The 14430-nt window shown below is 65.0% G+C and carries 12 protein-coding genes; 2 read left to right on the top strand and 10 right to left on the bottom strand.

Annotated elements, in window-relative coordinates; translation table 11 throughout:
- Positions 1–823: 823 nt before the first annotated feature.
- The 10 genes from GF405_08270 to GF405_08225 form a co-directional block, all read right to left on the bottom strand.
- Positions 824–2101: an FtsX-like permease family protein gene (locus GF405_08270; protein ID MBD3368146.1), complete on the bottom strand. Its 1278-nt coding sequence runs from the start codon at positions 2099–2101 to the stop codon at positions 824–826.
- Positions 2101–3312: an FtsX-like permease family protein gene (locus GF405_08265; protein MBD3368145.1), complete on the bottom strand. Its 1212-nt coding sequence runs from the start codon at positions 3310–3312 to the stop codon at positions 2101–2103. The genes GF405_08270 and GF405_08265 overlap by 1 nt, the downstream gene beginning before the upstream one ends.
- A 17-nt stretch (positions 3313–3329) precedes the next feature.
- Positions 3330–3941, bottom strand: a complete 612-nt coding sequence (locus GF405_08260) for an ATP-binding cassette domain-containing protein (GenBank protein ID MBD3368144.1) — start codon at positions 3939–3941, stop codon at positions 3330–3332.
- A gap of 96 nt (positions 3942–4037) precedes the next feature.
- Positions 4038–5306 (bottom strand): efflux RND transporter periplasmic adaptor subunit, encoded by a 1269-nt coding sequence (locus GF405_08255; GenBank protein MBD3368143.1) that lies wholly within the window; start codon positions 5304–5306, stop codon positions 4038–4040.
- Positions 5307–5335: 29 nt separating this feature from the next.
- On the bottom strand, positions 5336–6637 hold the full coding sequence (locus tag GF405_08250; protein MBD3368142.1) for a hypothetical protein: 1302 nt from the start codon (positions 6635–6637) through the stop codon (positions 5336–5338).
- Entirely contained in the window at positions 6630–7418 is a 789-nt protein-coding gene (locus tag GF405_08245; GenBank protein MBD3368141.1) for a hypothetical protein, read from the bottom strand. Before GF405_08245 ends, GF405_08250 begins: the two co-directional genes overlap by 8 nt.
- Before the next feature lie 401 nt (positions 7419–7819).
- Complete coding sequence (locus GF405_08240; protein ID MBD3368140.1) at positions 7820–8452, bottom strand: TonB family protein; 633 nt, start codon at positions 8450–8452, stop codon at positions 7820–7822.
- Positions 8453–8501: 49 nt separating this feature from the next.
- Complete coding sequence (locus GF405_08235) at positions 8502–8909, bottom strand: biopolymer transporter ExbD (GenBank protein MBD3368139.1); 408 nt, start codon at positions 8907–8909, stop codon at positions 8502–8504.
- A gap of 18 nt (positions 8910–8927) precedes the next feature.
- Entirely contained in the window at positions 8928–9374 is a 447-nt protein-coding gene (locus GF405_08230) for a hypothetical protein (GenBank protein MBD3368138.1), read from the bottom strand.
- Positions 9375–9437: 63 nt separating this feature from the next.
- Positions 9438–10112 carry a MotA/TolQ/ExbB proton channel family protein gene (locus tag GF405_08225; protein ID MBD3368137.1) on the bottom strand — a complete coding sequence of 225 codons (675 nt, stop codon included), beginning with the start codon at positions 10110–10112 and terminating at the stop codon, positions 9438–9440.
- A gap of 715 nt (positions 10113–10827) precedes the next feature.
- Between GF405_08225 and GF405_08220 the strand changes: the two genes are divergently transcribed.
- Positions 10828–12300, top strand: a complete 1473-nt coding sequence (locus GF405_08220) for a hypothetical protein (protein ID MBD3368136.1) — start codon at positions 10828–10830, stop codon at positions 12298–12300.
- Between the two features lie 59 nt (positions 12301–12359).
- Complete coding sequence (locus GF405_08215; GenBank protein MBD3368135.1) at positions 12360–14372, top strand: hypothetical protein; 2013 nt, start codon at positions 12360–12362, stop codon at positions 14370–14372.
- Positions 14373–14430 lie beyond the last annotated feature (58 nt).

Genomic DNA, 14430 nt, shown 5'->3' with positions numbered 1-14430 from the left:
CGGAAGCTCGCCCGCACAGATGCGGAGGGTTCGTCGTCCCGCTCGTCCGCCCGGATCCTCAGGTCGTACGCGCCGACCTCGTAGTCGAGCACCCCGAACTCCCGGATAAGATCGGTCCTGAAACCCGACGGCTTGACGGTGTCGGTGAACGTCTCGATGTGCTCGCCCCGCTCGCTCAGCACATCGGTCGTCACATCGTAGACAGCCGCGCTGTCGCCGTAGACCGGAACGCGGACCCGGACCACCGGACGGTCCTCGCCGTAGTCCCTGAGCGGGTTCGGCACGTAGGCACCGCGCTTCCCGTCCGGTCGGATCGAGCGGGCCTCGAAGATCGGCGTACCGAGCGTCACCTTCCCCCGCTCGATCTCGGGGACCATAATGACCCGCTCGATGTAGCCGAAGGCCGGGGTGTCGACGCTCTCGAGCTCCAGCTTCAGGCTGTGCCGGCCGGGACCGACGCCGAGCGAGAGCACGCCGCCGTGGCTCTTCGCGCGCGAGTTCGTGTCGGCATAGCGGTCGACCCGCACCGTCTCGCGCCAGCTGTCGCCCGCGATCTGACGCCCGTCGCCGTCGTAGGCGATGGCCGTCAGGTCGTATCGGGCCACGTAGCCTTCGGGCTCACGCAGGAACACGAGCTCGTCGTAGGGAACCTGGTAACTGATCTCGATGGTGGCCGTGCCGTCGGGGTGCGGTATCGCCGTCGCGTCGCCCTGGAACCGGATCTCACCGAAGCTCGCGGACCCGCCCCGGTCGACCGGCTGGGCCGCGGCCGCGACGGTCAGAAGCGGTATCAGGATGAGGGGAAGGGCTCGATGGAGGGTCATCACTCGTACCTCAGGGCGACGATCGGATCGAGGCGCGCCGCCTTCGACGCCGGGTAGAGTCCGAAGAAGATGCCGACGGACACGGATACTCCTATGGCGAGCGCGACCGACCAGGGCTCCACGGCCGCCGGGATCGGCGTGACGGTCGACACGAACTCGAGAAGCCCGACGGCGACACCGAAACCGAAGAGGCCGCCGAGACCCGAAAGCACCGACGACTCGACGAGGAACTGCGAGAGGATGTCCCTCGAGCGCGCTCCGACGGCCTTCCTGATGCCGATCTCACGCGTCCGCTCGGTCACCGAGACGAGCATGATGTTCATGATGCCCACTCCTCCCACGACGAGCGCGATCGCCGATATTCCTATCATGACGATCCATGTAACGCGGGTCAAGTTCTCGTACATCTCCACGAGCTGCGCCTGTGTGATGAGTTCGAAGTTGTTCGGGTCGTCGGCCCGGAGCCCGCGGCGCGAGCGCAGCAGCCGCTCGACCTGCGCCATGGCATCGTCGATCTCGTCGCCGCTCGTCGCCTTGATCGACAGGCGGGTCGTCAACCTCTCTCCGTAGAGCTTCCGGACCGTCTGGAACGGGATGATGCAGTAATCGTCCATGCTCTGCCCGAACATCTCTCCGAGCGGCTCCATGGTGCCGACGACCCTGAAGCGGCGGCCTCCGATGCGGACGTCCTCGCCGATCGGGTCGTTCGACCCGAACAGGTGCTGCCTGACCGCATCGCCGAGAACCACGACCTGCCGGCGGCGCTCGGCCTCAGGCCTCGCGAAGAAGCGTCCGTCACCGACCTCGCTGTCGGAGATGTACTGCTGTTCCGGCGTCGCCCCCATGATCGCGATCTCACGCGTGGAGACGTTCCGATAGCGCACCTTCTGGCTGACGATCGATTGGGGGGAGATGGCCTCGACCGCGGGACAGGTCTCGAGGATCGCCTCGGCGTCCGCCATCGTGAAGTCAGGACGCCGGGAGTACTCGAGGTACTGCTCCCAGTTGACGTTCGCCGCCGGGAACTTCTGAACGATGAAGGTGTTCGTGCCGAGCTGGCGAAAGACGTCGAGGACGCTCTCGTTAACGCCGGAGATGAGGCCGACCATGGCGACGACGTTCATGACGCCGATCAGGATGCCGACCGAGGTCAGAAGCGACCGCATCCTGTTCGCCCAGATCGCCTTGCCGGCCGCGATGACGTTCTCCCGCATGCGGTCGACACCCGAACGGGGCTCGCGGTGAGCTGCGCCTGGGTTGTCGTTCGGCTGCGTCATCACTCGTACCTCAGCGCTTCGATTGGATTGAGTCGGCCGGCTCGGGACGCCGGGTAGACGCCGAACAGGAGCCCCGTCACCAGCGCGAACCCTGCAGCGAGCGCGACGGAGGTCGGCGTGATCGTAGCCGGGAGCGGCGTCGCCGCCTTGACGAGGAGTCCGAGTCCGGCCCCGACGCCGATCCCCACGGCGCCCCCGAGGAACGTCAGGATGATCGACTCGACGAGGAACTGCATCGTGATGTCGCGCCGCTTCGCTCCGATGGCCTTCCTCACGCCGATCTCCCGCGTCCGCTCCGCGACCGAAACGAGCATCACGTTCATCACGCCGATGCCGCCCACGAGGAGCGCGAGCCCCACGATCCCCGTCATGGCGATGTAGAGCACGCCTGTCAGCGCTTCGTAGGAGCTCATCAGGTCGTCCTGCGTGTTGACGGCGAAGTCGTCCGGCTCGCCCCGCGGCACCTTCCGTCTGAGCCTCATCAGCTGCCGGATGTCGTCGACGGCCTCATTGACAGGCACGCCGTCGGCCGGCTGCGCATCGATCACGACGGAGCGTCTGCTGCCGAAGGCCTTCTCGAAGGTCGTGATCGGGATGATGACGATGTCGTCCTGGCTCGACCCGAGGATCTCCCCCTTGGCCTCGAGAATGCCCACGACCGTGAACCGCTTCCCGCCGATCCTCACGTCGCTGCCTATCGGGTCCCGCACGGGGAAGAGCTCGGCGACGATGTCGGCCCCGATGACGGCGACCTGGCGCCGCCTGTCGACGTCGATGCCTGTGACGAAGCGCCCCTCCTCGACCGGGAAGTTGTCGATCGTCTCGTACTCGGGTGTGCTCCCGCTCACCAGCGTGAACCGGAGCGTGGTCCCGTCGTGCGAGACGTTTCTGCGCGTGTGGATGTTGGGGGCGACGAGACCGATCGACGGCAGACGGCCGACCGCCTCACTGTCCTCCAGGGTGATGTCCTTCCTGCGACCGTAGTCCTCCTCGTCGCCCATCTGGACCCAGGGGTACTTCCCCACAGAGATGATGTCGGTCCCGATCGACTGGAACTGGGCCGCGACGCTGGAGTTCAGGCCCGCGATGAGCGACATGACGGCCACGAGCGCCGACGAGCCGATGACGATGCCGAGCATCGTCAGGGCCGTCCTCAGCTTGTGTGACAGCAGCGTCCTGACCGCGGAGAAGAGCGTCTCACGGAGGTCCATGTCGCTCCCTCATGTGGCTACGTCGCCCGGTCGCTCTCGATGCGGCCGTCGCGAAGTCGGATGATCCGGTGCGCATGCTCTGCGATGTACTCCTCGTGCGTTACGAGGATGATCGTGTTCCCACGCGCACGAAGCTCGTTGAAGATGCCCATGATCTCCTCGCCCGTCCTCGAGTCGAGGTTGCCGGTCGGCTCGTCGGCCAGGATGATCGAGGGCCGGTTGATGAGCGCACGGGCGATGGCCACGCGCTGTCGCTGACCTCCGGAGAGTTCGTTCGGTCTGTGGTGCGCGCGCTCCCGGAGACCCACGGCATCAAGGGTCTCCCACACGCGGTCGGCACGGGACCGGCGGTCGCCGTGACCGTAGATGAGGGGTAGTTCGACGTTCTGGAAGGCGGTCATTCTCGGCAGGAGGTTGAAGGTCTGGAACACGAATCCGATCTCGGCGCTCCTGATGTCGGCCAGGGCGTCGTCATCGAGGGTCGAGATTCCGTGTCCCTTCAGCCGGTAGATCCCGGCCGTCGGGGTGTCGAGACACCCGACGATGTTCATGAGCGTCGACTTGCCCGAGCCCGAGGGGCCCATGATGGCCACGTACTCGTTCTCGTCGACGTTCATATCGATGTCCATGAGCGCGTGGACCTTCTCCGTGCCGACCTCGTAGACCTTCGCGAGGCCCTTCAGCTCGATGAGCACGTGCCGCTCCTTCGTGCGGTTGCCGGTGGTCTACTCGGTCGCTTCATCGGGCGCGTCCTCGGCGTCGATGTTCCCGCCCTCGGTCGTCACTTCATCCTCGTCGTACTCGAGCGCGTCGCCGTTCCGGAGCTCTCTGAGCTCGCGGTAGGGACCCGACACCACGAGCTGTCCGTCCTCGAGCTCGCCCTCGACCTCGATGGAAAGCTCGTCCGCGATGCCGGTAGCGACGGGCACGAAACGGGCCTCCTCGTCCTCGACCACGAAGACACCCTCGATCTCCTCCTCTTCGTCGTCGCGATCACTGCGGAGCCTCCTCGGCTCCTCTGCCTCGTCTTCGTCCTCGCTCCTCTCGAGCTCCGAGGGCTTCCTGAGCGCGACCGCCTGGATCGGGACGTTCAGCACGTCCTCGTGCACGGCCGTCGTGATCTCGACGGTGGCCGTCATGCCGGGCTTGAGAGCCTGGTGCGGCCTGTCGACGCGAACGGTCACGAGGAAGTTCGTCACCTCCTCCTGGGTACCGGCCATGCTCGTCACACCGGAGTTCCCCACCTCGGTGACCGTGCCCGGAAGGAGCGTGTCGGCCAGCGCCTCGACCTCGATCTCGGCCGGCTGGCCGACGCGGACATCGACGATGTCCGTCTCGTCGATCTCGGCCTCGACCTCCATGTTCGGGAGGTCGGATATCGTCATGATCACGGTGCCCGGCGCGTTCATCGTGCCGGTGACCACGTTCTCGCCCTCCTCGACGTTCAGACGCGTGACGACGCCGTCGATCGGCGAGTGGAAGACCGTCTTGTCGAGCTGGTCCTCGGCGGCCCGAAGCGACGCCTTCGCAGACTCGAGCGACTTGGTGAGAGCCTCGACCATGCGCTGGGCGTCATGCAGATCCTTCTCCGAGGCCAGGTCGAGCCTGTACTGCTCCGTCAGATCCGATAGCTCCCGCTCGGCCGTCGCCAGCTCGGCGCGGGCGCGGTCGACCTGGGCGCGCGACTGCTCCACCTGCGACACGTACCAGACGTCCTCGAGCCGGAGCAGGAAGTCGCCCCGCTCGACCATGTCACCCTCGTCGACACCCAGCTCGGTGATGCGTCCCATGAGGCTCGAGCTGATCTGGACGGTCGTCACGGCCCGTACCCGGCCGGGGCCCGAGACCTTCGCGACGATCGTACCGCGCTCGACGCGGTCGACGTCGACCTCGGTCCGGTCCTTCCGGTCGATCCCCAGGTTCGCCCAGAGCGTCGCCCCGACGATGACGGCGATCGCCACGAGGACCAGGATGTTCCGTCTCTTCTTGTCCATCGGCTCACGGCTCCTCTTCGAAGGTGACGCTATTCCAGGCCGATCGCGTTCAGGAGCTCAGCCTTCGCGATCTCGTAATCGTACCGCGCCTCGACGAGGTCGACACGGGCCTGGGAGTAGGCGACCCGCGCATCGATGAGCTCCAGCATGCTGGCGGCCCGAAGCCTGAAGCGCTCCTCGGAGAGCCTCAGGTCCTCCTCCGCCGACTCGACCGACTGCTCAGCCACGGCGACGCGCTCGCTCTGCTCGACCACCCCGAGACGCGCCGTCTCGATCTCGTATTCGGCGTTCAACCGCGCCTCTCTCAGCACGATCTCGTACTCCCTGAGATTCGACTTGGAGGCGTCGATCGACGCCTTCGTGGCCAGTCCGTTGAAAATGGGGACCGAGACCGAGAGACCGATCGAACGCGAGTAGTTCTCCTTGAAGTCGTCCGTCTCGAGGACATCGCCGAGGTCCTCTCCGGTCCTCGAGTACGACACGGTCAGATCGAGGTCAGGCCACCTGCCGGCCTTCGCCGCCAGAAGCGACCGACGGGCCGCGGTGTAGCTCTCCCTGTATGCCCGGATGTCCGGTCTCCGGGCGATCGCCTCCTCGAGATCGAACTGGAGCATCTCGCGCTCGGTACGCGTTTCCTCCGGATGAGCCACCTCGACAACGCCGTTCGCGGGCACGCCCATCGTCAGGCGGAGCGAGGCCCTGGCCGTCTCGGCGCTCCTCTCGGCCGTGATCAGCGCGAGCTCGGACTGGGCGACCTGGACCTTCGCCTTCAGAAGATCCGACTTCGAGGCCGAACCGAGATCGTAGAGGCTCTGCGTCTTTCTGAGCTGCTCGCGGGCGAGTCCGAGCGCCTCCTCCTGAACGTCTCTGAGTTCCTCCGCCTTCAACAGGCCGTAGTACGCGGACTTCACGTTGAGGATGACCTGCCGGCGTGTCTCCTCCAGACTGAGCTCGGTCGCGGCCCGGCTGTGCAGCGCTCCCGAGATGTTCGCGAACGTCGTTCCGTCGAAGAGCGTCTGCCGGAGCGTGAGACTCCCCGAGGCGGACGTCCCGGACAGCTCATCTCCGTCGGTGACGGTCAGGTTGTCGCCGGTCGAGAGGCCCGCCGAGATGCCGGGGAGGACGCCGGACCAGCTGGAGAGCACGCCGGCATCCGCACTGGAGACCGACTCTCTCGCTCGTGCGAGCGTCGTGTTCCACTCGAGGGTCTGCTCGATACACTCGTCGAGCGTGTAGACCCCGGCGGACGCCGTGCTCCACGCGGCCGCGATCACTACGAGCGCCGCCAGCACGATCATGCCGCGCGGCGCGTTTCCTTCCTTTCTAGCCACCGTATCCTCCAAGGTTCGTAAACGTGAACAGGGCCGTCATGGCGGCCCAGATGATGATGGACGCGGCCGCGGCCTTGCCGGCCTTGACGCGATAACAGACCGCGACGCCGACGGCGATGACCACGTACCACCAGAGCGAGAAGATGTCGAAGCCGCTGAAGAGGAACTTGTAGAGCGTGTCCGACGGCTCGAGGTCGCGGAAGAAGGGGAGCACGGTCGGGCCGGTCTCGACGAATATCGTCTGCCGGGCCACCATGATGGGCAGTTTGACGAGCGGGGCGATGATGCCGGAGATGACCATGGCATAGGCGACGATTGCTCTGGCCCCTCTGAACCCACCCTTGCCCCCCAGCATCTTCACGATCAGATGCAGGACGCCGGCGATGATGAAGAGCATGACGAACACCTGCGCCGCCGCCCCGATGATCCCGGCCGGCACGCCGATGGTCGATGACATATCGATGGCCTCTTCGGCCTGTTCCATCGTCCCGCCGCGCTCCAGCACCGATTCCCGGATCGTATCCTCCTGCATCGGCATGACGATGTTCGGAACGGTGTAGACGGCTACGACGGCGCCGACGACGGCTGCCATGACAACGGGTATCCACCATCGGGTCCGGTCGGTCGTCTTCGCCGGATCGGTCGGATGCGGCCGCCTGAGATTGGCCTCGATTGCCTGGAACGTCCCTTTCGGATCGGTGATGATCCCGAGCATCCACTCCCACGGACTCGGCTTCGCCTCGTTCGGCGAGCTCTCTGCCATCGTCCTCTCCTCGTTCATTGTCTGGCTCCTCCAGCGACAGCGGGCCCGGAACACAACAAAGGGCAGCACGAAGGCCCGCGCTGCCCCTTGAGACTCACTCAACACCTGTCGGGTTTGCCGGTCGTTTCCGCCGCCGACGGCTGCGAGGTGCGCGGCGCGGAAACACGACCGACGGTCGTCTGTTCGCTCGAACCCGGGCCGACTCCCCCGAACCGCCCGGGTCCGGACCTCTGAGGTCCCTGGAGAGCGAACTGGTCTGGACGACGCTCCGCACTGGAACCGGCATGTTGCGCCGTCCGGCCGGTTCGAACTTCCACTGCGATGATTCGACGACAGCCGCGTTCACTCCTCCGCCGCGGCGCGCTCGAGAGCGCTCGCGCCCGTGCGACTGCATCGCCGGTGCGCCGCTCGCGCCCTCTCTAGCCCCGGAGGACGAATCTGATCGGCACAACGATGCGCACCGGTACCGGCACATCGCGCTGCTTCGCCGGCGTGAACTTCCACTGCATGACCGCTTCGATCGCCGCGTCGTTCAGCCCCTCGATGCCCTGAAGGACCTTGGCCTCGACGACGTTGCCGAACTCGTCGACGCCGATCTGCACCATGACGACACCCTCGAGCTCGGACATCTTCGCGAGCTCGGGGTACTCGGGCGGCACCTGCCTCACGACCTGAGGCGGGGTGTCGTAGGCAGTGAAGAACTCGGTCCTTGTGGGCGGCGGCGGAATCTCCGGCGGCGCCTCGATGTCAAGCTCCGTCGAGGCAATGGTCTCCTCTGCGGTCGCCTCCTCGCTCGGCTCGATCTCCGTCGGGACCTGGGGCTTCGCCTCCTCCTTCGGAGGCGGCGGCACCTTGATCTGGTCCGGGATCTCGACCGCCACGATCTCCTGTCGCTCCCGGAGCTTGTAGGGCTTGACCTGGATCTCCGGGATGAGCAGGAACATCAGAGCGTGGATCACGATCGCGACGATGACCGCCAGACGGAACGTCCTCGGGTAAGCGTCCTTGAGACGCTGTTCCGCGGTCATGTGCATCTGAAGATAAGGACTCATCTATCTGCCTCGCGATTCCTGGCGTCCGCGTTCGCTGAGGGCGAAACCGCTACCCTTCCTGTGGCTGCGTCGTGAACGAGACCCTGAGCGCGTTCGCCAGCTTCAGCCTGTCCATAGCCAGGTTGACCACCTGGTATGAGGCATCCTCGTCCGTGTTGAACGAGACGATCAACGCGGGGTTCTCACGGATCTTCCTGAGGATCATCGGCTCGATGTCCTGAACGTCGATGATCAGATCGTCGATGGAGATCGTGCCGTTCCTGTCGATCCAGATGTGCGCCACCTTCTCACGGGGGATCTTCTCGCCGGCCTCGGACCTCGGCAGCGTGATCGCCAGGCCCTGCTCCAGCTTGAAGATCGTCGTCACCATGAAGAAGATGATCAGCAGGAACGCGATGTCCGCCATCGACGACGTCGGGATCCTCGCGCCACTCCCTGCTTTTCTGTTCAGCTGCACTTCTTCACCTCCGACCGCCTACTGCACCTCGAGCATCTTGAGCGAGATGCGTTTCTCTCTCTTGACACCGGCAGCCTCAACCTCGTTGTAAGCCAGCATCACCTCATCGAGCGCGTTGATCATGTTCCCGTACGGAGCCTCGGGATGAGTCTCCAGGGAGATGATCAGATTCTCGTTCTCGGTGAGCCGCTCCCTCACGAGGCCCTTGAGCTGCGAGAGGGGCGTCGACGTCTCCTCGACGTCGATGAAGTAGGCGCCGGTTCTGCCTGTGACGATCTGCAGGACGTTCGACCGCTTCACCTGCTTGACGTCGCCCTGCTTGCTCGGAAGGATGAGCGGCAGGCCGACCTCCGGGAACGTCGTGCTCACGATGAAGAAGACGAGAAGCAGGAAGGCGACATCCGACATCGAGGATTCGCCGACCAGTTCGGCCGAGATCTTCGATCTCTTCTTGAAGTGTGCCATATCGGTAGCCTTCCTCGTGCTGCTCTGTCGCGTGTCCTCTGGACGAGCCGCGGACCCGGTCCGCTACTCTCCGGACTCCATGGTCGCCAGTGTGTCGACCAGCTCGGCGGCGCTGTCCTCCATCTCGACCACAAAGCGGTCGATGCGCTGCACGAACAGGTTGTGACCGATCTGCGTCGGAACGGCGATGATGAGACCCGTCATCGTCGTGATGAGGGCCTCGGAGATACCACTCGCGACGAGCTTGGCGCTGACCTGCTCGGCCTGCGCGATCGCCTCGAACGCCGAGACCATGCCGGAGACCGTTCCCAGGAACCCGACGAGCGGCGCGACGTTCGCGACCGTCGCCAGGATGATCAGGCCTCGCTCGAGGAACGACATCTCGATGATGCCCGCCGTCTCGATGGCCTTCTCGACCGCGACGGTGCCCTTCTTCGCCTGACGGAGTCCCGCGTGCAGGATCTGCGGAATGGGACCGGTCGTGTCGGCGCAGATCTGGACGGCCTCCTCGTACTTCCCGCGCTTGAGCGCTCCGACCACCCTCTCCATGAGGCTCTTGACGTCGGCCTTGGCCCGCTGGAGCGTGATCGCGCGCTCGATGATCACGGCCAGGCCGATGATCGCGAGCACCAAAAGGGCCCACATGAAGTTGCCGCCCTTATTGAAGAACTCGACGAGCCCGCTCTGAGCGAAGCCGGACTGCGGCTGCGGCTCAGGCTCGGTGGGTTCCTCTTCCATGGCGGCGGCCAGCGTGTCAACGGCCGTCGTGTCGACAGCCGCTGTGTCCACGGCCGTGGTCTCGGTCATGGCCTCTTCGCCCATCGTCTCATCCATCTGGGCCGAAGCGGGCATGACGGTGCAGAGAGCCACAAGCACCACGAGCGCCGTCGAGATGATGAAGTGTCTCTTCATTGCCGCGCATCTCCTCCCCGATCGCGCCGTCCGCCCCTTACGGACTGCGCGAAGCCTCGGTTTGTCACCTGCTCTCAAGAATGCCTGCCGGGAACCTGACTCCCGGACGTCACCTCCGGATCCCCCTGCGGTCCGCGCCCTTCGGAACGCCCAGACGGGAGCGCCGCACGGGACTGAACCTCGGCACCGGCGCTGCCGATACCAGAGCACACACGGGCTCAGCGCACACGATCGCACGCCTTCAGTCCGGTCTTGGTTCAGGGGAGGGATTCTACACACCGGCTGATGAAGTGTCAACCAGTTTTGTTCCAACTCAAAGCTAGCACAACTCTTGCGGGCGCGCAACCCTCACGTTCGGCCGCCCTTTTTGGGTTGACACCTCAGGGGCTCAGGGTATAATGATTTGTGTATCCCCCCCATGCCCGGAGAGGTCTCCGTGGGGGGGGCATGACCATCCGGCCGTGGAGCACACGGTCGGCGGCGGCCCCGCCCCGCTCGGCTGACCCGCGGATCACTTATCGATTCCGGAGGACACGCTACCATGACGTTGTACAGAACACCGGCAGCCCGCGTACTCATGTTCCTGGTACTCGGCGTGGCAGTGGTCGGGATGCTCTTCCTGAGCGGATGCCGGAAGAAGGACGAGGTCTTCATCGACACGAACCTCGCCCCCGACACGCGCCTCACCAGCGCACCGGGGCCGCTCGACCAGGCGAACTACCGTGTCCATATGTACTGGGAGGGAAGCGATCCCGACGGGTACGTGAACGGCTTCTTCTACGCGTGGGACGACACCATCGGAACGGCGTGGGAGTTCACCTCGGCCACCGACAGCCTTTTCAAGGCCGTGATCGACACGGCCGGCGAAACGCGTCGCCACACGTTCTACGTGCGCTCTGTCGACAATGAAGGCAAGCTCGATCCGTCTCCCGCGAGGATCCGGTTCGACGCCTGGACCGTCGTCCCGGTCGTGGACTCGCTCCGCCGCCTCGAAGGTCCCCTCGACCCAACGAGTCCGATCTACGATCCGACGGCCAAGGACACCGTTCTCATGGGCACGCCGTGCCAGTTCGCCTGGACGGGATACGATCCCGACGGTGAGGGTGCACCGGTCGAGTTCAGCTACCGCCTCGACAGCAACCCGTTCACGGACTGGAACGACGTGACCACCGCCGAGGTCGACGACATCTCGAGCGGAACGCACTTCTTCTACGTCAAGGCGCAGGACGAGACGGGCGCCGAGAGCTTCCCGGAGAACTACAAGTTCGTCATGAACTACTCGCCCGACAGCCAGCTCATACTCCCCGAGGAGGAGAGCGGGACGCTGACGGTGTCCGACGGCGACACCATCTGGTTCGAGTGGGAGCTGCGGGACAGGGAGGAACTCGAGGGCCTCGAGGGAGGCGTCGTCGAGGTCTGGATCAGGCTGGACAGAACGCTGTTGCTCCGCCTGCCGCTTGACAACCCCGGGTACGAGAACCGCTGGTACTTCACATCGTCGGTCAGCCCTGATGACCCGCACTACATCAAGAGCCAGAACGAGCCGACCGGCGGCAACCGGCCGCACACGTTCACGATCTACGCGAAGGACGTCGAGAATCGCTTCGAGACCCCGAGTCAGAATCCGGACGACCGCGAGCAGTACGTCTTCTGGTACAACTACCCGCCGACCACGGAGATCATCCAGCCGGCACCCATGGAGACCGTCGCCTGCTGGAGCTGGGCGGACAGCACGCTCACCCCGAGCACCTTCACGATCGAGTGGGATGGGACGGACGTCGACGGTTCGATCGAGGCGTACCAGTATGTCTACGACCCGCGGTTCTGGGGCTACGTGTCGTCCTCGGACAACAGCGTCACCTATCCCAACGAGCAGCTCCCGCTCGTGACACCGGACGGCGCGCTGCCGTTCACGCCGGGAGTGCATGAGTTCCGGGTACGCTCGAGGGACCAGAGTGACTGCTGGGAGGAGAACTACCAGATCATCCAGTTCTACATCGGCGAGTGTGAATAGCCCCCCTTTCGAGCAACGCTAGCAGGTCCTGGCGACAGGAAAGAAAGGACGAGAGAGACATGCGTTCGGCCAGACGATTCCTCGGACTGCTCGCACTGATCGCCCTTGTGGCGAGCGCCTTCATCGGGGGGTGCAGCAAGTTCGACCCGGGCGATCCGAATGACAACATGGCACCCGAGACCACGCTTTCGTTCTCACCGGACGAGGGAGACACCGCGAACTATGAGGTCCGGATGAACTGGTTCGGGTGGGACGTCGACGGGAAGATCGACTACTACCAGACGGTCTGGGACTGGCCCGACTCGCTCGTCGACCCCGTGGAGGGCGTCGATTGGGACCAGGTCGAGTGGCGCACCGTCATCAGTACGGATAGCGTCTTCTACGTCGACGCCTCGGCCGAGACGGTTACGACCGCCAAGGGATTCCAGCAGCACCGCTTCGCTGTCCGCGCCGTCGACGACGAGGGCGCCTGGGATCCGACGCCCGAGGAGGTCGCCTTCACCGCCTTCACATTCGTGCCCGACACCGACATTCTCAGGGGACCGGCGACAGTGACCGGAACCATGGTGTCGTTCGAGTGGACGGCCGTCGACCGCGACGGCGTCATCATCGGCTACATGTACCGACTGTCGCGACAGGAGGACGGCGAGTGGTTCCCGGTGGTCGAGAGCGACACGCTCTCGGCGGAGGAGACCGAGGTCATCTTCGGTCCGATCTCCGGCAAGCACCGCTTTGAGGTCTGGGCGATAGACGACGCCGGTGCATTCGACAGAACACCGGCCACGTCGATCTTCACATCGAACCCCGACCTGGCTCTCGGTCCCCAGCTCTTCGTCAGATCCAATGTGTTCGGGACCTTCAGGTTCAGAGGCCCGACCTGGCCGACGGAGTTCAACATCCCCGAGCCCATCTTCCTCGGCGAGCGCCTCCGCTTCGATTGGGCCGCCACGGCGGAGAGCTACGGCGGCGAGGTCGTCGGCTACCGCCACGCCTACGATGACACGACGATCTGGCCCGCCTGGTCGATCTTCGACAAGGAGTTCGCTGTGACGCCGGATGTCGGCGTCCACTCCCTGTTCGTCCAGTCGATCGACAACGCGAACGCGGTCACGAGGTCCCGCATCACGTTCGAGGTGGTCGAGGCGAGCCTCGACGACTACATACTCATCGTCGATGACTACGACCTCAACGAGGGTCTGGGCCTGTGGGAGACCGACAGCGCGAGGGACCTCTTCTACTTCGAGCTCACGGCGCCCTTCGAGCGTGAACGCGTCGTCTGGACGCCCGAGCAGCAGCTGGAGGAGAACCTCCCCCAGCCGCCGGACGTCGAGGCTCTCGCCAACGCGTCGACCGTCATCTGGTACGCCGACGGTGAGCCCATCGACGACCCGGGTAGCGCGCCGGTCCTGTGGAGGACATTCCACGCCTCCGACGTCGTCTACAACGCCCTCTCCGGATACGTCCGAGTCGGCGGGAACCTCGTACTGAGCGGGTTCAAGGGCATCGGGGCCATCGCCGACGTGGCGACCTACACACCGCAGAACGGCGACCCGATCGAGCCCACTGCGTCCGACACCCTGAAGAACATGACCTTCCTCAGGGACTTCCTGCACGTCGGCTACGCCGTGAACAGCGGGAAGAACTCCAACAAGAACGCACCGTACTCGTACGGCTACTGCTTCCACGGCGCCGAGCCGACCGCGGAGGGCGCAGCACTCGGCTTCAACGGCGTCTACATCGACAGCGTCGGGCCGTCGGGATGGCCCAGCCGCGGGAAGTGGCCGTTCTACACGTTTGGCGGCGGAGGTGGAGCCTACCTGAGGTGCGGACCTCTCGAGGTTGAACGGGTCGAGCCCTATCAGAACTCGGCCGTGACGATCTTCGAAATGGACTCCTTCATCAACCCGCAGTTCGAGGGAGCCCCGTGCGGGCAGCTCTATCTCTCTGGGACGAATCACAGCAACGTCGCCTACTTCGGGTTCCCGTTCTACTATCTGCAGACCGCCCACGCGCGCGACCTCGTCGACAGGCTGCTGACCTACATGGGCGAGGAGAAGGTCGCGGTCGAGTAGCGCAGGACCCACTGACAGAACAGACAGCGACGCGCCGGAGCCTCAGTGAGGCTCCGGC

Origin of the sequence: Candidatus Effluviviaceae Genus V sp., assembly GCA_014728125.1 — a bacterium.
Classification (GTDB): domain Bacteria; phylum Joyebacterota; class Joyebacteria; order Joyebacterales; family Joyebacteraceae; genus WJMD01.
This window is presented reverse-complemented; position numbering and strand designations above follow the sequence as displayed.